Below are 22,493 nucleotides of genomic sequence, written 5' to 3' on the forward strand. Positions count from 1 at the left end.
GTCAGTTCTCCTCGAGGCGGGAGCGTGCCCGCTCGACCCACCGCTGCATCCGCTCGAATTGCGTCTTGGCCGAGGTCAATTCACCACGCGCGCGGTGCTCGGCGGTCCGCAGGAAATGCCGTTGCTGCTCGGCGTGCTCGAGGTCGGCGCGCAACTGCTCGATCCGCTGCTCGACTTCGTCGAGTTCGGACTTGGCCTGCGCCGCAGCCTCTTCCGCTTCATTGCGGGCGGCCTCGGCCTCCGCCAGCCCGGACTCCGCGTCGTCGAGTTCCTGCTTCGCCTCGGCGCGCCGGGCCGCCTCGGCGTCCTCGGTCGACTTCTTTGGACGAGCCTTCTTCGCCGGAGCCTTGCCCTTGCCGCCCGTGATCGCGACCAGCCCGGCCGGACCGAAACCGTCATAGGTGACCGTGGCGGGCAGCACCCCGGCTCGGACCTGGTCGGCGACATCCGGGTCGGCCAGCGCGGCCGTGAGCGTCTGACCGACCTCCCGCAACACCTGCTCGCTCGCGGGGCGGTCGTGCTCGGCGGCCAGCTCACCCGCCCGCTTGGTCATGGCGTTCACCACCTGCTGACGTTGCGCACCGAGCGCGCGCAACTTGTCACCGGAGAGCTGACGCTGTGCCGACCGCAGCGCGTCACCCAGATCCAGCAGCGCCGCGATCTCCTTCGGCGCGTGCCGGGCCAGCAGATTCACCGTCCACGCCGCGACCGTCGGCTTGCGCAGGGCACCGATGGCCTTGGCCAGCTCGCGATCGCCGTCGTCACGGGCCTGGGCCGCACGTTCGGTGCGTGTCGCGACGAAGTCGGCCGGGTCGAGACCGTACAGCTCGCCCGCGACATCGTCGATGGTCATCCTCCGATCGTATCCATGGGGGGAGCGGCGGAGGTGGGCGTTTGGGTATCGTCACCGGCGGTCATATCGGCTGAACCGTTCGGTGAGTGAGGTTTTGGAGTGTTTTTCCCAGGAAAGCGGCTGCTTGTCCGGCTCGTGTTCGCGCCAGTGGCGGCAGTCGCGCTGGTCGGGGCGGTAGCGGCGTGCTCGGGTGACAGCGAGGCGTCGTCGGCGCCTGCCGTCGGCTCGTGCGTCGAGGTCACCGACAACGCGGTCGACGCGATGAAGGCCACCGTCGGCGACTGCTCGTCGGCGAAGTCGAACTACCGGATCGCGCAGGTCGGCGCCGCGCCGCTGAACTGTACGGCCCAGAACGCCACCTTCAACGGCACGGTGGGCGACACCAAGACCGGTCTGTGCCTGTCGCCCAACTTCGCCGAAGGCGCCTGCTACGCCGACGCGGGCACCCGCCCGGTCGAGGCGGTGGACTGCACCGCGCCCGAAGCCACGTTCAAGGTGGTCAAGCGCATCGACGGCGAGACCGACGAGATGTTGTGCGGCATGGACGCGACGCTGTACCGCACGGTCCCGGACCCCAAGACGACGTTCTGCATGGCCAAGCCCTGACGGGTCAGTCCAGGAGAGCCACCGACGCGATGCGGTGGAGGGTGAAGTGGCGGGTGGCTCCGGTCACCGGGTCGACGGCGTCCAGTTGTCCGTTGCCGACCCGGACCGGTTCGACCACCCGCTGACTCGCCACGCCCTGGGCGTCGACGTAACCGATGTTCACCGGGCGGCCCACCCGGGCGGCCAGCTGGAGTAGCGCGAGGGTGGCCTGGGTGCCCGTGCGGGTGCCGTCGGCACGGACCGACTGGGACGTGCGGGCACCCGCCGCCCGCTCGCCCGCGCGCAGTTCGGTGACCAGCTGAGCGAGCTGATCGTCCGACGGCGGGCTGGGCCGGTAGGGCCTGCGAGCCAGGGGGCGAACGGCGATGCGTGCTCCACGCGGCCGCAGGTCGACGATGGCGCCGCCGGAATCCTCGCCCGCGGGCGTGAAGCCCGCCGCCCGCAACCGCTCGAGCAGTTCGCCGAGCGGCGCCTGCGCGATCGCGACCGTGGGGGCGATCGCGCGCAGCGCCAATGTCTCGGCCACGGGGGCCGACAGCACCTGGGCGAGCAGCGCCGGGTCGTCGCTGCGCAGGAACGATTGCGCCATCCCCGCGCGCAGCTGCCCGTGCCGGCGGGCCACGTCGTCGATGAGATAGGTCAGCGACTGGGGCACCGGGGTGCGGGAGTGGTTGGCGAACAAGGCGTGCAACTCGGCGGCGGTGAGTCCGGCATCGAGCGCGCGACGCACCGAGGCGTCCCCCACGCGATACACCGTCGCCGCACCCGCGGATTCCACATCGGCGACCAGCGCGATCCGGCTGCGCAATTCGGGCACGAGCGGACCGGGTGCGATCACCGTGAGGTCGGCCTGCACGAGGACATGATCGACGGGTTCCGGTAGGGCGGCGGCCATCTCGGCCTCGGCATCGGCCACGCTCGTCGGGCTGCCGTGCAGCAGGGCACGGGCGGCCGAATCGAGGGCCCCACGTCCGAGCAGACCGACGGTCGCCGCCTCGGCGAGAGTCGCTGTCACCACGTCGAGCCGGAAGTGCCTGCGCCGCCTCGGCATTCGCCACGCGAGCAGTTTCCCGAGATCGGCGGGCGACACCTGGGTGCCGCTGGGGTATTCGGCGAGCAGGCCCAGGATCGCGTGCCGGTCGCGCACCGCGTGCGGGATCCGCAGCTCGGCCGACAGCGCCGCGATCGGCTTGTCGGCGGCGTCGCGCAACCCGATCATCCACGGCATCCGGTCCAGCTCGAGCCACGCCTGGGCGAGCGTCACCCAGCGTGTGGCGGGTGGCGCGTCGAGCCAGGCGTCGGCGGCGGGTGTCGGCGCCCAGAAGTCGTCGGTGGAATCCAGGTCGGGCGGCGGTTCGGGTAGACCCTTCTCGACCAGCTTCGCGGCGGCGAGCAGTTCGAGAAGCAGGCCGGTGCGCTGCTCGTCCACGCCGGTCTGCTTGGCCAGCCTGCGCAGCTCGCGCACCCCGAGTCCACCGGCGCGCAGCGCGGGGGCGGGAAGTGTGCCGAGCGCGTCGAGCAGGTCGGCGCAGTCGCGCAGCAGCTCGCCCACCTCACCCGCGCCGACGGCGTTCACCTCGGCGGGCGCGTGCTTGGTGAGTGCGGGCTTGGGCGGGGCGAGGGCATGCGGATCGGTGACGGGTTCGCCACGCAACACCTGTCCGACGGTGACCGGCAGTTCGACGGTCTCGTCATCGATCCAGCGCAGCAACCGCGCCGCGAGCAGCCGCTGCACCGGGCGGTCGGCGGGCGCGTCGGGCGCTGCGTCCCGCGTGCGCCCACGCGGACCGGTCGTCGCCAGTTTGTCCAGCAGCGCCCGCTCGGCGGGGCCGGCCGCGTTCAGCGCCGTGCGTACTTCCGGCTCGGTGAGCGCGTCCGGTAGCGCCGTCGTCGCCCCGAGCGGCCACGGGAGGGCCTCCACGGCACTCGGCGCCAGGTGCAGGCCGTCACCGGTCTCCCACACGAGCGCGCGGTCGAGCAACCGGGCGAGCGCGGCGGTGAACGCCGTCTTGGTGACCCGGTCCTTCAGCTGCGCGTGCAGCGCGGTCCGGGTGAGCGGGGTGTGCGCGGTGCCGATCGTGCGTGCGTCCTCATGGGCCGCCAGCGCCTCGATGATCGCGAAGTCGAGGGTGTCCAGGTCGTCGGCGGCACGCAGCACCGAGGCCCGCTGCTGAGCCCGCACCGCGAGCACCGACATCGACGCGGGCAGCGGCACCGCCAGATCGGGCCGCAACTGCAGCAGTTTCACCAGCTGGGCGTCGGTGCGCGCACCTAGCCAATCGGCGAGGGAGTCGGTCGCGATCATCGGATTCAGAGTACGTGCCCGGTATGCCAGAATGACCCCGTGGTCAACAAATCGAAGAAACCCTACGTCGACAACGGCTGGCCCGAGGTGGCCGACGGCGAGCACGCCGTCACCGAACTGTCGGCGACCCGCGCCGGTAATCTCTCGCCTTTCGGTGAGGACACCGAGTTTCCCGTTCCGGCCGCGACGCTGCCGTATGTGCACCCGCACACTGTCATCAATCGGGTGTAATTCGAACGGGAAAGACAAGAGCCCGCATCCTGGACGAGGATGCGGGCTCTTGTTGTAAGGCGGATCAGGAGGGCAGCAGGCCCTTGTTCGCCTCGAAGAAGTCGATGACCGCCGGGTCCAGCTGGGTGCCCTTGGCGTTGTTGACGAAGTCGATGGCCGCCTGCGGCACGGCGACGCCCTGCTGCTGGGCGACGGTGAGGGCGCGATCGACGGCCGAGAAGACTTCCTGGCTCGGATCCTGCACCTGCGGCACGCTGACCTCGGGGACCCAGCTCGGGGTCGAGGGCACGGCGCGCTCGGTCGGACCGCTGCTCAGGCCCAGCTTGGCCGAGCAGGAGGGCCAAGCGCCCCAACCCTGGGAAGCGAGAACCTTTTCGGCGACCGCGATCTGCTGTTCGCGGGTGGCCTGGTTTGCGGTGGCGGCGTACTCCCCACCGCCGTGTGCGGCCCAGGTGGAGGGCGAGAACTGCAGCCCACCCTGGTAGCCGTTGCCGGTGTTGATACCCCAGTTGCCGCCGGCTTCACACTGTGCGAGGCGATCCCAGTCGGAGTCGGGGGCCGCGCTGGCGTTTCCGGCGAGGGCAGCGGTTGCGGTGCCGAAGATCGCGCCGGTGACGGCGACCTTGGCAGCAGTGCGCCCGGTGGAAGTCGGCTTGCGGTGGCGTCCACTCATATCGGGTTTCTTCCTCTCGTTCGCACCTGCATGTGGTCCGGACTGAGAGGTCTCCCGGTCCGCCCTCACCCCTTGATTCCAATCGGGGTCCGGTACCCGCGGGGTGAGGTTCGGTGCGGCGGGCCGGTGGTTCCGGGGGCCTGCCCCGGCTGAGAGAAACGGTACGACGGTCAGCGGGGAAAGTCACTATTTGGTAACCGGCGTGTGCGGGTGGGTATCAGGGTGGTCTCAGGGTTGTCCCGGAGGCGTCCGCGCAGGTAGTCGCGGCGCCGGGTGTGCGTGACCGTTGCACGCACAGTTCGTTACCCAGCTGTTATGTGACGAGGATCACACAAGAGATTGGGTATCGAACCATCGGGATAACCGGTTCACCGTGCCCGTCGACCCGACCACAGGGCGAACACGATCGCGAGCAGGAAGCCCACCGGCGCGAGCATCGCGAGCAGATACAGCCACAGGCCCGGTTCCGTGTCGGAGATGATCGGCGTCACGAAGATGGCGACGACGGCGAGAATCCCGATGCCGAACAGCGCCACCGCCACTTGCAGCAGCCGATCACTGGAACGTCGCGCGGGCGGTTGAGGTGAGTTGGTCACGGGTGCACCGTAAAACTGATGTGCTCGCGGTATAGCCACCGGGGTAGACTCTGACCACATCGCGTCCTGCCTTGTTGTGGGGCGCGTTCTTTTCGCGACAAGCAGCAGGTAGTAACCCGGGCCACAAGGGTTCGGGTATCGAATGATGAACGGGTGAGCGCAGTGCCGACCGGCCGGGTGAAGTGGTACGACGTCGAAAAGGGCTTCGGCTTCCTTTCCCAAGACGAGGGCGAGGACGTCTACGTCCGTTCTTCCGCGCTGCCCGAAGGAGTCGAGGGCCTCAAGCCGGGCCAGCGGGTCGAATTCGGGATGGCCGCCGGTCGTCGCGGTCCGCAGGCGCTGAGCCTCAAGCTGCTCGAGGCGCCCCCGACCGTCGCCCGCGGTGAGCGTGGCGCGCAGCCCGCCCGCAAGGACGCGGGCCCGCGCAAGTCGCCCGACGAGCTGCACGGCCTGGTCGAGGACATGATCACCCTGCTCGAGACCAAGGTCCAGCCCGACCTGCGCCGCGGCAAGTACCCGGACCGCAAGATGTCCCAGCGCATCTCCGAAGTGGTCCGCGCGGTAGCCCGCGAACTGGATCACTGAGATCGGCGCCTGGTGAAGCCAGGCGCCGATTCTCTCAGGGCTGCGGTGTGCCGACGCGCCAGAGGCCGTGCACGTCGTACATCTCCTGGCCGGTGGCCGGGTCGGTGTAGACGATCGGCAGCCGCACCTCGAAACCTGCCAGGCGCAGCTCGGGTTCGGGCTGGGTGTCCAGGCTCAGGAAACGCGTCTCGGCCGGGTAGTCGATGAAGCTCAGGATGCGTTCGAACTGCTCGCCGTTGGGGCGCTCGTACACGGTGACGACGATCCACGGCGCCTCGGCGACGCTGGTCGGCAACGACACCTGCACCGGCTTACCCGAGGTGGCCGGGATGTAGTACGTCGACTCGTCGTTGACGCACTCCCCGTTCGACAGCTCGCAGTACCCGTACGGCTCGACGACGACGGACTCGCCGTTGGCGAACACGGTGAGTTCGGGATAGTGCTTGGGCGCCTTGGATACGGCGTAGGCCACCACGCCTGCGGTCACCGCGGCCAGGGCCAATAGGCCCACCGCGACCAGCGCGAAGTTCGTGCGGACGTTGGGCTTGCTCACCAGTGCGGGTCTCCTGTTTCGCGGGGATGGGTCGGCACTTCCTGCTCGGCGTGCTGCGGGCGGTTGCCGCCGAAGCCCGGCAGCAGGGTGTGCCCGGTATAGCTGACGAAGGTCTGCGCGAGCCCGGCAACCAGGATCACGCTGATCACCGCGAAACCCTTCCAGAACTCGGTCGGCAGCAGCACACCGGCCGCCCCGCCGATCACCCAGCTCAGCTGCAGAACGGTCTCCGACCGGCCGAAACCGGAGGCGATCGACTCCGGTGGCAGGTCGTCCTGGATGGCCGCATCGAGCGACACCTTGGCCAGCGCACTGGCCGCCGACGCGACGAGCGCGGCCACCGCGGCGCCGAACAGGTTGCCGGTGAACACCGCGAACAGCGCGACCGCCACACACGCCGCGGTGCACCCGAGCACCACCAGCGCGGGCCTGCCGAGCTGCAATCGCGCGCCGGTGGCGTTGCCGCCGAAATTGCCGAAACCGGCCGCTACGCCGACGAGACCGAGCATGGCCGCCTGCTCGGTCGGACTGCCGCCGGAACCCTTGGCGACGAAGGCGATGTAGAAGGTCAGGAACCCGGTGAGCACGCGGATGGAACTGTTGCCCCACAGTCCGGTGACCACCGCGCGGCCAAGCGGTTGCCTGCGTTTCCTGGCGGGCACGGCCGATTCCTTGCCCGGCTCGAGCACCTCGGTACGCGCGTCGGCGCCGTGATAGGTCAGCGTGGCGGGCACCTCACCCTCGGTGACCTCCACCCACGACGGGATCCGCAGGCTCAGGTAGGCGCCCGCGATCGCGATGCCCGTGGCGAACACCAGTGCACCCGTGGAGCCGGCGGCAAGCGCGGCCAGCGCGGCCAGCGCGCCCGCCCCGATCGTGCCACCGACCAGGCCGAACACCGTGAGCCGCGAATTCGTACGGACCAGGTCGATGTCCGGTGGCAGCACGCGCGGCGTCACCGCGCTCTTGAGTACCGCGAACGATTTCGAGCCGACCATCATGCACAGGGCGAGCGGATACAGCCCCCACGTGTCGATATTGAAGATCAGCAGCACCGCGAACAGCGCCCGCAACCCGAAGGTCGTGGCCAGCGCCAGCCTGCGACCGCGTTGCAGCCGGTCGAGCAGCGGCCCGATCAGCGGCGCGATCACCGCGAACGGCGCGATGGTGATGAGCAGATACAGCGCGACCTTGGTTTTCGACTCAGCGGTCGCACTCGCGAAGAACAACGTGTTGGCCAGGGCGACGGCGATCGCGGCGTCGAGCGCGAAGTTGGCCATCGTGGCGTAGGTGAGGGCGGTGAGCCCGGACTGGTCGGCGCCGTCTGCCTTGGCCGCGCGCTGGAAGGTGGCGATACCGCGTTCGGTGAGTTCGCGACTGCGCATCGCGGCCACGCGGGTGACCGTCAGTTTGCGCGGCACCCGCTGCTTGGGCGGATCGTCGGCGGGTTCATCGGCGCGGGGGAGCGGGCGGGTTCCTGCCGGTCCGTCGAGCGGATCGGGGTGTGGGTGGCTGCCTGCCGGTCCGTCGTGGTCCGGGTGCGGACGGCCGCCTGCCGGTGTGTCGGGGCGCGGGCGACCGGCGCCGTTGCGTTTCGGGCTCGCCAACGGCGTGGTGGCGCCAGGGTCGGGATCACGCCCGAACCGGCCGCGCGAACGAACCGGCGCGGTCGGTGGCTCGATGTGTGGGAAGACCTTGCGCGGCGGGGATGGGGGCGGGTAATGCCCGAAGCCGGGGTGCCGACCGGGTGGTGCACCCGAGGCACTGCCGTCCCGGCGACCACGGTCAGGACCGGATGGATCGCGGGGAGTAGTCACAGCCCAATTCTGTCGTACTCGGGCTTTCGGCGTTCACTCGCGGGCGAGCAGTGTCGGCCACACTCCCTCAGCGGGGCACGAACCGTACCTCGAATAGTCGCGGCCAGTACTTGCCGGTGAGTAGGAAGCGGTCGGTGCCGGGCAGGTGGGCGATGCCGTTGAGGACGTCGGTGCGCTGCCGTTCGGTGGGGGTGAGCAGGCCGCTCGCGTCGATGATCGCGGTGATGTGGCCTGTCTCCGGGTCGATGCGCAGGATGTCGTCGGTGGGGAAGTTGTTGGCGTAGACGGTGCCGTCGGGTGCACAGTCGAGTTCGTTCGGTTTCGGGTCGTCGAGGCCATGCAGGGTCACCGACCCGGTTTCGGCGAAGGTCAGTGGGTCGCGGAAGGTGAGTTTCGGGGTGCCGTCGCTCATGACGAGGCGGCCCGGTTGAGCGCACAGCCCCCAGCCCTCGCCCTCGTAGGTGGCGCGGCCGGTTTCGGCGAGGGTGTGCGGGTCGCGGGCGAAGGCGACGCCGTCGCGCCAGGTCAGTTGCCAGACGATGTCGCCCGCCCGGGTGAGTCCCTCGCCGAACATCCGGCCGGGCAGGTCGACGCGCGCCCGCTCCACACCCGAGACCTGGTCGCTGACGCGGACGTTCGACACGCCCCACATGCCGGTGCCTTCGTAGCGCAATCCGTCGACCACCTCGAGCCCCTGGGTGAACGCCGACGGATCGTGCGGTGACGAGCCGATCACCTCCACCCGCCAGCGCGGCGGACCGGACTCATCCTGGCCCCCGCAGGAGCTCACGCCGAGCACGCTGACCAGCACTGCGACGGCCAACGAACTCCGATTGCACTTCATACGGCAAAATGTATGCCGTGAGCGCAGTATCTGTTTCGGAGTCCGGCGTGCGTCCCGTTCTGGCCCAGGCGGCCGAGGTCGCACTTCGTGCGCTCGTCGAGCTGGAACCCGACGGGGTCGGAGCCCATCTGGGGGTGACCGCCGAGGACGACTCGTCGGCCACCCACCGGTTCGAGGCGACCCTGCCCGGCTACCGGGGTTGGCAGTGGGCCGTCGTGGTCGCCGCGCCGCCTGGTGCCGACCACGCGACCGTCAGCGAGTCGGCCCTGCTGCCCGGCCCCGACGCCCTGATCGCCCCCGAGTTCGTCCCGTGGGAGCAGCGCGTGCGCCCCGGCGATCTCGGCCCCGGCGACCTGCTCGCCCCGCCCGCCGACGATCCGCGCCTGGTCCCCGGTTACGTCGCCACCGGCGACCCGGCGATCGACGAGGTGGCCCGCGAGGTGGGCCTCGGCCGCACCCAGGTGCTCAGCCTCGAGGGCCGCCTCGAAGCCGCCCAGCGCTGGTACAGCGAATACGGCCCCGACACCGAGATGGCCAAGGCCGCCCCCTCCACCTGCGGCCTGTGCGGCTTCTTCCTGCCCCTGGCAGGCGCCCTGCGCGAAACCTTCGGCGTGTGCGCCAACGCGATGGGTGCCGACGGCCACGTCGTGCACGTCGAATACGGCTGCGGCGCCCACTCCGACGTCGTCGCCCCCTCCGGCAACGGCTCCCCCCGCTACGAGGCCTTCGACGACCACGCCGTCGACTACATCGACATCACTCCGCAGGAAACGGCCGAAGCCGAAGCGGTCGACGCGGCGGCCGCCGCCCGCAAGGCCCGCGCCGAAGGCGAGCTCCCGGAATCCCCGGAAGAGGTCATCGCCGCCGAAGCCAACACCGACCTCGCCGCTTTCGCCCCGCTCGTCGGCCTCGCGTCGGCACCGGCGACCGCCGACCCGGCCGAGGCACCGAGCAACCCTGAATCCGTCGCGGACACAGCGGTTTCCCCTGTGGCAGCCGAACCCACCACGGAGGCGACCGAGTCGACCTCGATTGCCGCCGCCGCTGAGGTGACCGATACCGCCGACGCGGGAGTGTCGAGCGCCGCTGACGTCGTCACCGAGGCCGATGCCGCTGACCGGGCCGGCGATGCTGCGCCAACCGAGCCGGTCGCCGAGGCCGGTGTTGCCGCCCAGCCTGGCGATGCTGCTTTGCCAACGGAGCCAGTCACTCAGGCCGATGTCGCTGATACTCGCAACCAGGACGCCCAGCCTGCGGATGCCCCCGTAACCGATTCCGCTGCGGCGACCGGTACCGCCGACCGGGCCGGCGATGCTGCTGCGCCGACGGAACCGGTCACCGAGGCCGTTGTCGCTGATACTCGCAACGAGGACGTCGCCCAGCCCCAGGATGCTCCCGTAACCGATTCCGCTGCGGCCGAAGGTGTTTCGACTGATGCTGTTGTCGAAGCGACCACCGAGAATATCGAGGCGGATTCCTCGAATGGTGCCGACGCCGGTGTAGATGCTTCGGCCGACGCCGCTGCGGCGAATGTCGAATCGGATAGCGGTGCGGCGCAGGAGTCTTCGGCTGCCGGAGCTGCGCACCGACCCGAGTCGGCCGCGGCGGCGGATTCGGGTGTGGAGACTGATGACGCCGGGGTTGATTCGTCGGGAGGTGCCGACGCGGGCGCGGCGGATTCGGTCGCCGATGCTGCTTCTGCCGAGGGTGATTCCGGTGTGACGCACGTCGTGGGCGCCGGGGAGCGCGGATCGTCGGTGGGGCGCTGAACGCTGGGGCGGACCCGTTCGGTACCGCGGGGCTGCGGGCCGGAGTTCTTGCCGCGTGGCGGGATTCGCCGACGCGGTTGCGCGAGGACAGTGCCGGTGAGGCCGATTTGGTCGCCGCGGGCTATCGGGACCGGGTGCTCACCGAGCTGGCGCAGAACGCGGCCGATGCGGCGGTGCAGGGTGGTGTGCCCGGTGAGCTGACGGTGCGGATCGTAGACCGGCGGTTGCACGTCGCCAATACCGGTGCACCGCTCAGTGTTTCGGGTGTGCACGCGCTCACGGCGCTGCGTGCCTCGGGCAAGGACGACGGCGCACAGGTCGGCCGTTTCGGTGTCGGCTTCACCGCGGTGCGTTCCGTGGGCGACGAAGTGGAGATCCGCTCTACCACGGGTTCCATCCGTTTCTCCCTCACCGCCACCTTGAACGCCCTGCACGACAACGGCATCACCCACCCCGAAGACCTCACCCCACCGGCCCTCCGCCTGGCCTGGCCCATCCCCACCACCCCACCCTCGGGCGCCGACACCGAAGTCGTCATCCACCTCCGCGACGACATCGACCCCACCGCCCTCCTCGCCTCGATGCGCGCCGAGGCCCCCGACCTCCTCCTCGAACTGCCCGCCCTCCACCGAATCCGCATAGCCGACAGCGAATTCACCAGCGTCACAACCCTCCTCGACCGCCCCGCCCCGCCACACGGCAGCGCGAACGCCACACGGGGCGAGGCTGCCCACGTCGATACGGCCCCACGCCCTCACACGGAGCCGGGCAGCGAGATCTCGATTGCCGCGCCGACGTCCGAAGGGGGCGCGGACATTGCCCATGCTCCTGGACTCGACACGAAGACCCATGTGGGCCCGCCGGTGGGCGCCCTCACCAAGCTGACCATCACCGGCCCCGACGGCACCCAACACTGGCGGCAGTACCGCACCGCCCGTGCGCGCTGGCTGCTCCCGCTGGTCAACGGTCGCCCGGTCCCCGCCGCACCGGATGTCCTGCGGGCGCCAACTCGTTCGGACGAGGAACTGTCCCTCCCGGCGATCCTCGTAGCCGACATCGCCATGCAACCCGACCGCCGCAGGCTCCTTCCCGGCGCTCGCCTGCACGAAATCGCCTCGGGGTATGCCGATTTTGCCCTCGCCTTACCGCCGAAGGACCGCCTCGTCCTCGTCCCCACCCCCGCGTTCGCCCGCAGCGAGGCCGACGCCCTCCTCCGCGAAGCGATCATCACCGAACTCCGCACGAACCCGTGGCTCCCGGTCTGCCCGACCCGCGACCGCTCAGACCACGAATTCGATCGGAACCAAGCGGAATTCCATCCCCTCACCGGAACGAATTTCGAGTCCACTGATCGCCACGACTCAACCGTCGGAGTCGACCAGGACGCCTTCGGCAAGGACATGGTCACCGCCGAGGTATCCGCCCTCGACAACTCGTCCGTCGGCACCGTGCAGCACCCCGGCACCTTCGAGCGGGCCGAACCCACCCGCTCGGCAAGTGTCGAAATCCCCACTCGCGCCTCCGTATTCCCTGACTTGACGCCGGAACTGGCCGCAATCCTCGCCGACCTCACCGGCCCCCTGGTCATCCCGGAACTCTCGACCCGCTCCGCTCAGGAAAAGCTGACAGTCCTCGACGTCCACCGCCTGTCATCGGCAGCCCTGGCCGACCTCACCACCGGCCTCGAACGAGACCCGCACTGGTGGCGCACCTTCTACTCCACGCTGGAACCCTTCGTCACCGATTCGAGGACAGCCGAGGAGTTCGGTGCCCTGGCCGTCCCCCTGGCCGACGGCCGCCTCGTCACCGGTCCGCGCACCGTCGTCCTCGACGATCAGCTCACCGTCGCCGTCCCGGTCCACTGGGCCCGTCTGGTACACCCGGACGCCACCCACCCGCTGCTGGCCCGCCTCGGCGCCCGCAGCGCCTCGGCCACCGACCTGCTCACCGATCCCGGCTTGCGTGACCTCCTCGAACACGACCCGGCCGACCCGGACACGGTCACCGCGGTCCTGCATCTGGCCCAGTTCGTGAGCGCCGACGAACTCCCCGACTGGCTCGGCCTGCTCGAATTGCCCGACGACACAGGAGAACTGCGTCCGGCCGACGAACTCCTCCTCCCCGGCGCACCGCTGGCCGAGGTGCTGGTCGACGACTCACCCTTCGGTACGGTCGCCGAATCGACGGTCGCCGAGTTCGGCGAACAGGCCTTGCGCGCGATCGGTGTGGGTTGGGATTTCGCCGTCCTCACCGACCCCGACCCGCTCGGCCCCGACCATGACCTGGACGACGAATCAGCCTGGTGGAACAGCCTTCCCGAAGACCCACGCGAACTCGTGGCCGTCCGCGACCTCGACCTGGTCGACGACACCCGCTGGCCGCAGGCCCTGCGCACCCTGCTCGCGGAACCACGCACCCGCGCCCTCCTCGCTGACCGCGACGGTTACACCACCTGGTGGCTGCACCGCCACGCCCACATCGACGGCATCCCCCTCGGCCGCTACCGCCACCCGGACGACACCGAATTCGCCGGTCTGCTCCCACCTTTCACAGCAGCCGACCCCGACGCCCTACGTCAGGTCCTCGTCCGTCCCGACGTGATGACCCCCGAGCTGGCTGAGGAACTCCTCGACGCCCTCGCCGACCCGTCGAAAACCCCGACTCCCGAAACGGTTTCGCGCACTCATGCCCGGCTGGCGGCCGCCGTCGCGTCCGGCGCGCTCGAGCCACGCGAACTCGACCTCCCCGAGCAGGTCAGGACGCTGGCGGGAACAGTGGTCGACGCCGAGACCGCCATGGTCCTCGACCGGCCCTGCTTCGGCCTCGTCATCCCGGCCGAGCGCCTGGTGGTAGGCGACCCGGAACATGCCGAGGCCCTCGCCACCCTGCTCGACCTGCCGCTGGTGTCCGACCAGGTGAGCGCCGAGGTGCTCGGTGCGGGCAGGCAGAGCACCTGGGCCACGGAACCGCTCGGCGTGGTGCTGCGGCAGCTGTGGTCACCGCCGCACACCACCGGCGCGCTCGTGCTGCACGAAGTCCTCGAGGTATTTCTGCGCGGCGAGTTCTCGGGCACGGTCCGCGTGCCGTGGTGGGACGCCGACGGCACCGTGCACGTGCAGGTGCCGCGCGGTTAGTTCGCGTGCGCGGTGACCATCTCGGCGAGCAGGTCGAGCTGGGCCTGCACCGCGTCGCTGTCGTCGTCGACGAGCCAGCGCAGCACGATGCCGTCGATGACGCTGAGGATGAAGCGGCTCAGCTGGGGCAGCGGGATGTTCCAGTCGCAGCCGGTGGCGTCGCGGCAGTGGTCCATCACGTCGGCGACGGTGCTGTCGTTGAACTTGTACTGCTCGCGGGCGATGGCGAGTTTGGCCGGCGTCGACTCACCCTCGCGCAGCGCGTAGGTGGTGGTCTCGTAGGTGAGCAGCTGACGTTCCGGCGTGGCCTCGATGTTGCGCCACATCAGTTCCAGCCCCTGGCGAACCAATTTGTGAAGCGCTTCTTTTCCTGTTCCGGTATCGGCCCAGACAGTTTCATCCGCATCGACGGAATCGCGTAATTCCATCGAGAGCGCTTTGACCAGCTCGGTCATCAGCGCGTCCTTGTTTTCGAAACAGTAATGCACCACACCGAGCGAGACGCCCGCCGCTTGGGCGACATCGCGTGTGGTCACGCCCGCCACGCCCTTTTTCTCGGCGAGACCGATCGCTGCCTCTATCAGGTGGGCTCGTCGTTCTTCGACGCTCAATCGGGAGGACACCTGTGCGAGTTAAGCGCTCACGTCGCGAACAGTCAATTCGCCGAACCGCGCCGAATTCCTGGACAGGCGACCAGTTGTATGGTTGTCTGCGTCACATCACCCGTGAAGGAGCTGTTCGGATGCCTGTGAACCGTCGTACCGTGCTGGCCGCCTCGACGCTGGGGGTACCCCTCGTCGCGGCCATGGGAGCTCACGGAGCGTCGCAGGCGCACGCCGAATCCGCGCGCGGTGGATTCGAATTCGGGCTCGGTATCGCCGATCTCACGGGCCCCGCCGCGGAATGCGGCATGATGGGCTACTCACAACTCGAACAGACGACCGCGGGAATTCATCTGCGGCCGCGAGCGCGCGCGTTCGTGATCGAATCGGGTGGAAATCGGGTCGCGTTCGTCGCGGTGGAGAACGGTGCGTTGTTCCAGTCCGTGCACCGGGGTGTACTGCTCGCGCTGGCGCGCCGATTCGGTGATCGGTATACCGAACGAAATGTCGTCCTCACTTCGACTCACACGCATTCCAGTTGTGGCGGTTCCGCGCACGATTACGCCTATACGCTCGCGACGCTCGGATTTCAGCAACAGGTCTACGACACCGAAGTCGACGGCATCGTCGAGGCGATCGCCGCCGCCGACGCCGACCTCGCGCCGGGCACGGTGGCGCTCGGCCGCGCCGAATTGCGCGACGCGAGCGTGAATCGTTCGCGGGTGGCCTTCGACCGCAATCCGGTGGAAGACCGCGCGGCTTTCCCGGACGCGATCGATCCGGCGGTCACCACCCTCGTCTTCCGTCGTGGCGCGAAGGAGGTCGGCGCGCTCACCTGGTTCGCCACCCACAACACATCGATGACCAACAAGAACCGGCTCATCAGCTCCGACAACAAGGGCTACGCCAGCTACGCCGCCGAGCACCTGGAGCACGGCGTGCGCCATCTCGACGGCGATCCGTCGTATCTGGCCGCGTTCGTGCAGACCAACGCCGGTGACATGTCCCCGAACCTCGCGCTCGCACCGGGCGTCGGCCCGACCGACGACGAGTTCGACAACACCCGGATCATCGGCGAACGCCAGTACGCCGCCTCGCGAGTCGCCGCCGACCAGGCGGCACCGATGACGAGCGCGATCGATGCGCTGCTGTGCTACGTCGATCTCGCGGCCGTGACGGTCGAGGGCCGCTTCACCCCCGACGGCGCACCACACCGCACCGCACCGGCCGCCGCGGGCCTCTCGCTGGCGGCGGGCAGCGTGGAGGACGGCCCCGGCCTGCCCGGCGGACCCATTCCCGAGGGTGTACGTAACCCGCTGGTGGACTTTCTCGGCGGAATCGACCATCCCCACCCGGCGTGGCTTGCCGACGCGCAGGCGCCCAAGGCGATCTTCGCTCCACTCGGGTTGATGCCGCCGGTGCCGTGGGTACCGAATGTGGTTCCGCTTCAGCTGATCCGGCTCGGCGACCTCTACGTGGCCGCCGCCGGAGCCGAGTTCACCATCGTCGCCGGCTTGCGGGTGCGGCGAGCGGTCGCGCAGGCGCTCGGCGTCGGCGTGGAACAGGTGCTGTTGCAGGGCTATTCGAATGCCTACCACCAATACGTCACCACACCGGAGGAGTACGACGCGCAACAGTACGAAGGCGCGTCGACACTGTTCGGTCGCTACACGTTGTGCGCGTATGTGCAGGAATTCACCAGGCTGGCAGAGGCTTTCGCGGCGGGCGCGGTCCCGGGGCGCGGCCCCGCACCGCGCGACGTCTCCGCCTTGCAGCCGAATCTCGCCGCCGCGCCTGGCCCGGACGCGACACCGTCCGGCCGAAATTTCGGTGATGTCGTGCGTCAGCCCGGGCGCACCGCTCGCGGCAGCCGGGTGGAGGCCGAATTCGTCTCGGCCCATCCGAAACACAATCCGCGTCGCGGCGGCACCTTCCTCGAGGTGCAGCGCCGAACCGGGAACGGCTGGCTCCGGGTGGCCAACGAGGGGGAGTGGGATGTGCGATTCCACTGGCGGAAACAGGACGCGGCGGTCTCGATCGCCCGTTTCGTCTGGGACATCCCGGCCGACGCGGAACCCGGAACGCACCGGTTCGTGCACTTCGCCGACGCGCTCGGCGCCGACGGCGTGCTGCGCCCGTTCACCGGGACCAGCGACGAGTTCGAGGTCGTCTAGTCCTCGGTGAGACCCACCTGGGCGCCCTTGTCGCCGCGCAGGGCCGACCGCCGCTGCGCCAGCCAGATCGACGAGCCGAGCACGCCGACGAACAGGCCCATCAGGCACACCGGCCGGGCATCGGCCCAGGCAGGGACCACGAAAGCCAGCACGGTCGCCACCGCCCAGGCGGCGAAACCGATCAGCACCACCGGGCGCGGATCGACCAGGCTTCGCGGCAGGTGCGGCATCTCGCGGCTGACGGGTCCGGCATCCATACCCAAACAGTAGCGCCCTGAAACCCATCAGGGGGCACAGCCGTACCGTAGAGTTCTGCACTGTGACAGTGCCATCCGACGTCCGTGCCCTCGCCGGTGATCTCTCGCTGGCGGTTGTGCGGCTCACGAGACACCTGCGCGGCCGCCGTGCCGAAGCGCAGATCTCGCTCACCCAGCTGTCGGCCCTGGCCACCCTCGCACGCGACGGCGCGATGACGCCCGGCAATCTCGCGGGCAAGGAGCGCGTGCAGCCGCCGTCGATGACCCGCGTGATCGCCTCCCTCGCCGACCTCGAGTTGGTCCAGCGCAGACCGCATCCCACCGACGGACGCCAGATCATCGTGTCGCTGTCACCGGCCGGCCGGGCGCTGGTCGCCGACGAGACGCACGCGCGCGAGGCCTGGATGACCGAGCAGCTGTCCAACCTCAGCCCGGAACAGCTCGCGGTGCTCGATCAGGCCGTGGCGATCATGAACCAGATCATCGCGGGTTCGGAGTAGTCAGCCCTGCTGCGGTACCACCTCGTGGCCGAGCGGGAACAGCGACAGCGGAACCAGTTTGAGATTGGCCCAGGCGAACGGCAGCCCGATGATCGTCACCGCCAGCGCCACACTGGTGAACACGTGGCCGAGCGCCAGCCACCAGCCGGCGAAGACGAACCAGATGATGTTGCCGAGCAGCGATCCCGCCCCGGCACTCGGTTTGTCGACGACCGTGCGCCCGAACGGCCACAGCACGTAACCGGCCAGCCGCAACGACGCGATGCCGAACGGGATCGTGACGATCAGGACGAAGCAGATCAGCGCCGCGAACAGGTAGCCGACTGCCATCCAGAACCCGCAGAGCACCACCCACAGAATGTTCAAGATCAACTGAACCAGCTTCATGCTTCCAGCATGCCAGGATGATCCGGTGGCCGAAGTAATTCCCCTCGACGATCCCGCCGACCCGCGTGTCGACGACTTTCGCGACCTGTCCTCCGCCGATCGCAGGCCCGACCTGCCCGGCCGCAAGGGACTGGTGATCGCCGAGGGGGTCGTGGTGGTGCAGCGCATGCTCGACTCGCGTTTCACCCCGAGTGCGCTGCTCGGTGTCGCCAAGCGCTACGAGGCCCTCGCCGACGACCTCGCGGGTCTCGATGTGCCCTACTACCAGGCGACGGCCGAGGTGATGGCCCAGGTGGTCGGCTTCCACCTCAATCGCGGTGTGCTCGCGGTCGCGCCGCGCCCGGCCGAGTTGACGGTCGACGAGGCGCTCGACGGTGCGCGCACGGTGGCCGTGCTGGAGGGCGTCAACGATCACGAGAACCTGGGGTCGATGTTCCGCAACGCGGCCGGGCTGGGCGCCGACGCGGTGCTGTTCGGCGACCGCTGCTCCGACCCGCTCTACCGGCGTTCGGTCCGCGTCTCGATGGGGCACGTGCTGCGGGTTCCGTTCGCCCGGATTCCGCAGTGGCCGGGTGGGCTGGAGTTGTTGCGGGAGCGCGGTTTTCAGGTCATCGCGCTCACCCCGAATCCGGCGGCGGTGAACCTGGCGACCGCGATGACGGGCGAGCGGGTAGCCCTGCTGCTCGGCGCCGAGGGCCCCGGCCTGACCGAGGAGGCCATGCGCGCCACCGACATTCGCGCACGTATTCCCATGTCGCCCGGCACCGATTCGCTCAATGTCGCCACGGCTGCCGCGATGGCGTTCTACGAACGAGTCCGCACGTCATGAGCCCGGACGGGCCCTATCGGGCGGGGTCGGGTTCGGTGCCGTGGGCGTTGGGCGGCACGGTGATCGCGCTCGTCGCGGCGCTCGGCGCGGTGGCGGTGTACGCGTTCGGTGTCGCGCTGGCCGATGTGCATCCGCTGCTCGCGATCGGGGTGAACGTGATCGCGGTGGTCGGGGTCGCGCCGACGGTGTGGCGTTGGCGGTGCACGCCGGTCGTGCGCTGGGTGCTCGCGGGGGCGGTGGTCGGCGTGGCGCTGGGCTGGATCGCGCTACTGGTCTACCTGGTCGTCGGCTAGCCGACCGGGCCTGCGCAGCCAGCGGGACAGACCGCGCCTGGGAGGCGCGGTCGACACAGGTTCGGGCGCCCGGCCTTTCGGGTACAGCGTGAATCCGCAGACGGGCAGGTCGCCTAGCCCGGGTGCCTCGAGATAGCGGAAGCCGAGCCAATGAGCATTGGCCGCGTCGGCGAAATCGGGTGGATCGAAGGGCAGCGATTGCGGGCCCGGCCGGTCGTCCCGATCCCACGGCACCGGATGGTCTCCGGCCCAGAACTCGCGCTCCCACACCATGGGCAGTCCCTCGTTCTCCAGGATGTCGACCCTGGTCGAGCTGAACGAGCGCCGGAATCCCCCACGTTCCCAGTGGGCGAACGCACCCCAGTGCACGGTGGTGTCGAACGAGATCAGGTAGGTGTGTTCGGAAGCGAGCGGGCGCACGAGCAGATCGGGCAATCTGGTCGGCTCGATCAGCGCGGCCTCGGCGGTGCACACGACCGTCACTCCGGGATAACACCCGATATAGACCTCGTCGCGATCCGGACCAGCGCAGCCGTCGAGTGTTCCGACCACGATCGGGCGCACATCGTTGTCGGCGTACAGCTCACCCGCCAGTGCCTGCGCGGCAACGGGATCGGACGCGGGCCGTTCGCGCAGGACGGCGGCGGGATCAGCGGTATCGACATACCAGAGCGTGGAAGCCGACTTCACGTGTCACCTCCGACAGTTATCGGAACCCGTGGTGCGGTGGCTGCCGCCGCGCCGGGCGTGCGCTCGACCCCGCTGTCGACCAGCACGGCCCCGAGTTCTCGGGAGAACTCGGGGCCGCCGGTGCACAGTCAGTTGCCGGAGCTGCGAACGCCCAGGAGGACGTCTTCCCAGGACGGCATCGGTGCCTTACCGCGCTTGTTGCGTGCGGGCTTCGGCTTTTCCGGCTCCGGCTTGGCGGCGGGCTTGTCCTGCTGCGCGGCGGGCGGCGTCGGTGTGGCGGGCTCGCTGGGCGCAGCGGGTGCCGTCGCCGCCGGAATCGGCGCGGCGGGCTTGGGTGCCGCCGGGATCGGTGCGGTCGGCATCGGTGCGGTAGGCATCGGCGAGGCAGGCATCGGAGTGGCGGGCATGGCCGTCGGCGCCGGCTTGGCCGGAATCGCCGCCGTCCCACCGCCTGCCGCGACCTGACGCTGCTCGTAGTACTCGTCCAGCGCGGGCTGCGGACGGCTCTGCGGGCGCGGCGCAGGCGTCATCGGCTCGCGCGGGCGCGGCTCCACCGGAACCGGCGCCTCGACCACCGGGGCCGACGGTGCTGGCATGGTGGCCAGACCACGCAGGGCGCGACCGAAATCCGGATCGATCAGGTCGTTGGCCGGGTCGTCGAGCGGGGAGACCGAACCGCCGTGCGCGTCGGGCTGGTAGCGCCAGTGCGCGGCGATCTCGGAGTGCCCGTGCCGCCACTGCAATTGCGCGACCCAGAACCCCTTTTCGTCTTTCCAGGCATCCCATTCGGCGTGTTCGATGGTGTGCCCGCGCTCGGCGAAGGCCGCGGTGACGATCTCGTGCAGCGTTTCCAGCGCCGGGCCGTCCGGCCGCACCGGATGGGCTTTCTGCGCCAGTTCGGCGGCGCGAGCACGCTCGAGCAGCACCGGATAGGCGAACCGCTCGACTTTGCTCGCCGGCATGCCGGACTCCGCCGTGACCTGCTCGACGGACGCGCCGGCGCGAATACGGGCCTGGATATCTCTAGGACGCATAGACGCTTCCATTTCGATCTCGATCTGGCCGAATCGTGCGAGGTCGCCGCGCGCCGCCGCGCGGAGCTTGTCGTCGGCGGGCAGCCGGAACTTGGTGCCGGACTCGAGGTCGCTGCACACGATGTGCGTGGAGTCGGGCGTCACCCCGATCACTCGAAGTTCACGCACCGTTACCTCCCTATCGCGTCGGCTCCGTCTGTTAGGACACCGCCCACTTTCCTAGACAGTAGTGCACATTACTTGGCCGCGGCAGCAGACACGCACGCCCAAATCGCGCACGCGGGCACCCCGGACGGCTAATCTGATCAGCTCCGCGCGCGAATCCTGGTCGTGTACAGGCGTTTTGGTGATAGATCAACGGCTCGGTGCCGGATGGAATGTCGCGAAGAATGCGAACTTTGCGAAGCGTGTCAACGCTGACGAACGACGTGTGTCAGCGCCGGAGAATACTGAATGGGTTTGCGCCGACCGGGAGTTGCGGGTGCGATTTTTGCGACGAAGGAACAAAAATCGTGCCCGCAACTCCCGGTCTTACAGGGCGCAAACCCCCGCGGCGCCGCAGGCGCCGCAAAAAATTACAGCTGACCCACGACCCAGTCGATGGAACGGGTCAGCTGGGAGACATCTTCCGGGTCGATCGCCGGGAACATGCCCACACGCAGCTGGTTGCGGCCAAGCTTGCGGTACGGCTCGGTGTCGACGATGCCGTTGGCCCGCAGGATCTTCGCCACCTGGGCGGCGTCGACCGAATCGTCGAAGTCGATGGTGCCGACGACCTGCGAACGGTGCGCCGGATCGGTGACGTACGGGGTGGCGAAGGAGCTCTGCTCGGCCCAGGTGTAGAGGCGCGAGGACGAGTCGAGGGTGCGCTTCACGGTCCAGTCCAGGCCGCCGTTGGTGTTCATCCACTCGATCTGGTCGGCGAACAGCAGCAGGGTGGCGATGGCCGGGGTGTTGTAGGTCTGGTCCTTGGTGCTGTTGTCGATGGCGACGGGCAGCGAGAGGAACTCCGGGGTCCAGCGACCCGAGGCCTTGATCTCCTCCACGCGGGCCAGCGCGGCCGGGCTCATGATCGCGACCCACAGGCCACCGTCGGCGGCGAAGCACTTCTGCGGGGCGAAGTAGTACACGTCGGAGTCGGCGATGTTCACCGGCAGACCGCCCGCGCCGGAGGTGGCGTCGATGGCGATCAGCGCGTTCTCCGAACCGGCCGGACGCGACACCGGGATGGACACACCGGTCGAGGTCTCGTTGTGGGCCCAGCCGATGAGGTCGACGCTCGGGTCCGACACGGGCTCGGGCGCGCTGCCCGGCTCCGACGACACGACGATCGGGTCACCGATGAAGGGGTTGCCCTTGGCGACCGAGGCGAACTTCGAGGAGAACTCGCCGTTGGTCAGGTGCAGCGAACGCTCACGGATCAGGCCGAAGGCGGCCGCGTCCCAGAACGCGGTGGTGCCACCGTTGCCGAGCACCACCTCGTAGCCCTCGGGCAGCGAGAACAGCTCGCGCAGGCCGTTGCGCACCCGCGCCACCACGTCCTTGACCGGCTTCTGGCGATGCGAGGTGCCGAAGACCGAGGCGCCGACAGTCACCAGCGACTGCAGCTGCTCCGGGCGGACCTTGGACGGGCCACAGCCGAACCGTCCGTCGGCGGGCTTGAGGTCGGCGGGAATTGTCGGGAACGCACTGGTCATGCGGGGGAGTTTAGTGGTGGGCGGATGACGGTGGTCGCGGTGGGTGCGGGTCTGTGAGCCGCCC

21 protein-coding genes and 1 pseudogene are annotated in these 22,493 nt (G+C 69.4%); 9 read left to right on the forward strand and 13 right to left on the reverse strand.

The window, feature by feature from the left end:
- Position 1: 1 nt before the first annotated feature.
- Positions 2–853 (reverse strand): hypothetical protein, encoded by an 852-nt coding sequence (locus NCO8_RS17350; RefSeq protein ID WP_067640933.1) that lies wholly within the window; start codon positions 851–853, stop codon positions 2–4.
- Between the two features lie 99 nt (positions 854–952).
- Between NCO8_RS17350 and NCO8_RS17355 the strand changes: the two genes are divergently transcribed.
- A complete protein-coding gene (locus tag NCO8_RS17355; protein WP_133733952.1) occupies positions 953–1,459 on the forward strand; it encodes an LppU/SCO3897 family protein in 507 nt (168 codons plus the stop codon).
- 4 nt (positions 1,460–1,463) lie between these two features.
- On the opposite strand, the gene NCO8_RS17360 is transcribed toward NCO8_RS17355, so the two are convergent.
- Positions 1,464–3,764, reverse strand: a complete 2,301-nt coding sequence (locus NCO8_RS17360; RefSeq protein WP_067640935.1) for a helicase-associated domain-containing protein — start codon at positions 3,762–3,764, stop codon at positions 1,464–1,466.
- Between the two features lie 39 nt (positions 3,765–3,803).
- On the opposite strand from NCO8_RS17360, the gene NCO8_RS17365 reads away from it, so the two are divergent.
- Positions 3,804–3,995: a hypothetical protein gene (locus NCO8_RS17365; RefSeq protein ID WP_067492396.1), complete on the forward strand. Its 192-nt coding sequence runs from the start codon at positions 3,804–3,806 to the stop codon at positions 3,993–3,995.
- A gap of 64 nt (positions 3,996–4,059) precedes the next feature.
- Here the strand turns inward: NCO8_RS17365 and NCO8_RS17370 are convergent, their stop codons facing one another.
- Positions 4,060–4,668 carry a transglycosylase family protein gene (locus tag NCO8_RS17370; protein WP_067492397.1) on the reverse strand — a complete coding sequence of 203 codons (609 nt, stop codon included), beginning with the start codon at positions 4,666–4,668 and terminating at the stop codon, positions 4,060–4,062.
- A gap of 368 nt (positions 4,669–5,036) precedes the next feature.
- Entirely contained in the window at positions 5,037–5,264 is a 228-nt protein-coding gene (locus NCO8_RS17375) for a hypothetical protein (protein ID WP_067640937.1), read from the reverse strand.
- A 162-nt stretch (positions 5,265–5,426) separates the two neighbouring features.
- On the opposite strand from NCO8_RS17375, the gene NCO8_RS17380 reads away from it, so the two are divergent.
- Positions 5,427–5,849, forward strand: a complete 423-nt coding sequence (locus NCO8_RS17380; protein WP_174550347.1) for a cold-shock protein — start codon at positions 5,427–5,429, stop codon at positions 5,847–5,849.
- Between the two features lie 34 nt (positions 5,850–5,883).
- On the opposite strand, the gene NCO8_RS17385 is transcribed toward NCO8_RS17380, so the two are convergent.
- From NCO8_RS17385 to NCO8_RS17395, 3 genes are all read right to left on the reverse strand, one after another.
- On the reverse strand, positions 5,884–6,402 hold the full coding sequence (locus NCO8_RS17385) for a DUF2771 family protein (RefSeq protein ID WP_067640939.1): 519 nt from the start codon (positions 6,400–6,402) through the stop codon (positions 5,884–5,886).
- The gene (locus NCO8_RS17390; RefSeq protein ID WP_067640941.1) at positions 6,399–8,219 is read right to left on the reverse strand and encodes an MFS transporter; all 1,821 of its coding nucleotides are present in this window, start codon (positions 8,217–8,219) and stop codon (positions 6,399–6,401) included. The genes NCO8_RS17385 and NCO8_RS17390 overlap by 4 nt, the downstream gene beginning before the upstream one ends.
- A 67-nt stretch (positions 8,220–8,286) precedes the next feature.
- Positions 8,287–9,063 carry a glutaminyl-peptide cyclotransferase gene (locus tag NCO8_RS17395; RefSeq protein ID WP_067640943.1) on the reverse strand — a complete coding sequence of 259 codons (777 nt, stop codon included), beginning with the start codon at positions 9,061–9,063 and terminating at the stop codon, positions 8,287–8,289.
- 8 nt (positions 9,064–9,071) lie between these two features.
- On the opposite strand from NCO8_RS17395, the pseudogene NCO8_RS32180 reads away from it, so the two are divergent.
- Positions 9,072–9,920 (forward strand): annotated as a pseudogene (locus tag NCO8_RS32180) (DUF3027 domain-containing protein); the annotation flags it as partial.
- 944 nt (positions 9,921–10,864) lie between these two features.
- A complete protein-coding gene (locus NCO8_RS17405) occupies positions 10,865–13,966 on the forward strand; it encodes a sacsin N-terminal ATP-binding-like domain-containing protein (RefSeq protein WP_067640945.1) in 3,102 nt (1,033 codons plus the stop codon).
- On the opposite strand, the gene NCO8_RS17410 is transcribed toward NCO8_RS17405, so the two are convergent.
- Entirely contained in the window at positions 13,963–14,589 is a 627-nt protein-coding gene (locus tag NCO8_RS17410; RefSeq protein WP_084457265.1) for a TetR/AcrR family transcriptional regulator, read from the reverse strand. The two genes, NCO8_RS17405 and NCO8_RS17410, sit on opposite strands and share 4 nt — an antisense overlap.
- A gap of 119 nt (positions 14,590–14,708) precedes the next feature.
- Between NCO8_RS17410 and NCO8_RS17415 the strand changes: the two genes are divergently transcribed.
- On the forward strand, positions 14,709–16,742 hold the full coding sequence (locus NCO8_RS17415) for a neutral/alkaline non-lysosomal ceramidase N-terminal domain-containing protein (RefSeq protein WP_067640947.1): 2,034 nt from the start codon (positions 14,709–14,711) through the stop codon (positions 16,740–16,742).
- Here NCO8_RS17415 and NCO8_RS17420 read toward each other — a convergent pair.
- Complete coding sequence (locus tag NCO8_RS17420; RefSeq protein WP_067640949.1) at positions 16,739–16,999, reverse strand: DUF2530 domain-containing protein; 261 nt, start codon at positions 16,997–16,999, stop codon at positions 16,739–16,741. The genes NCO8_RS17415 and NCO8_RS17420 overlap by 4 nt on opposite strands.
- Positions 17,000–17,067: 68 nt before the next feature.
- Here NCO8_RS17420 and NCO8_RS17425 point away from each other — a divergent pair, with 68 nt between their 5' ends.
- Positions 17,068–17,499 (forward strand): MarR family winged helix-turn-helix transcriptional regulator, encoded by a 432-nt coding sequence (locus NCO8_RS17425; protein ID WP_067492414.1) that lies wholly within the window; start codon positions 17,068–17,070, stop codon positions 17,497–17,499.
- On the opposite strand, the gene NCO8_RS17430 is transcribed toward NCO8_RS17425, so the two are convergent.
- Complete coding sequence (locus NCO8_RS17430; protein WP_067492416.1) at positions 17,500–17,886, reverse strand: YccF domain-containing protein; 387 nt, start codon at positions 17,884–17,886, stop codon at positions 17,500–17,502.
- Between NCO8_RS17430 and NCO8_RS17435 the strand changes: the two genes are divergently transcribed.
- Complete coding sequence (locus tag NCO8_RS17435; protein ID WP_067640951.1) at positions 17,885–18,715, forward strand: TrmH family RNA methyltransferase; 831 nt, start codon at positions 17,885–17,887, stop codon at positions 18,713–18,715. The two genes, NCO8_RS17430 and NCO8_RS17435, sit on opposite strands and share 2 nt — an antisense overlap.
- A complete protein-coding gene (locus NCO8_RS17440; protein ID WP_067640952.1) occupies positions 18,712–19,008 on the forward strand; it encodes a DUF2537 domain-containing protein in 297 nt (98 codons plus the stop codon). Before NCO8_RS17435 ends, NCO8_RS17440 begins: the two co-directional genes overlap by 4 nt.
- Here the strand turns inward: NCO8_RS17440 and NCO8_RS17445 are convergent.
- From NCO8_RS17445 to serC, 3 genes are all read right to left on the reverse strand, one after another.
- A complete protein-coding gene (locus tag NCO8_RS17445) occupies positions 18,982–19,698 on the reverse strand; it encodes a DUF6928 family protein (protein ID WP_067640954.1) in 717 nt (238 codons plus the stop codon). The two genes, NCO8_RS17440 and NCO8_RS17445, sit on opposite strands and share 27 nt — an antisense overlap.
- A gap of 128 nt (positions 19,699–19,826) precedes the next feature.
- On the reverse strand, positions 19,827–20,900 hold the full coding sequence (sepH, locus tag NCO8_RS17450; protein WP_067640957.1) for a septation protein SepH: 1,074 nt from the start codon (positions 20,898–20,900) through the stop codon (positions 19,827–19,829).
- A gap of 407 nt (positions 20,901–21,307) precedes the next feature.
- The gene (serC, locus tag NCO8_RS17455; RefSeq protein WP_067492426.1) at positions 21,308–22,429 is read right to left on the reverse strand and encodes a phosphoserine transaminase; all 1,122 of its coding nucleotides are present in this window, start codon (positions 22,427–22,429) and stop codon (positions 21,308–21,310) included.
- Between the last annotated feature and the right edge of the window lie 64 nt (positions 22,430–22,493).

This window comes from Nocardia coubleae NBRC 108252 (assembly GCF_001612805.1).
GTDB lineage: Bacteria > Actinomycetota > Actinomycetes > Mycobacteriales > Mycobacteriaceae > Nocardia > Nocardia coubleae.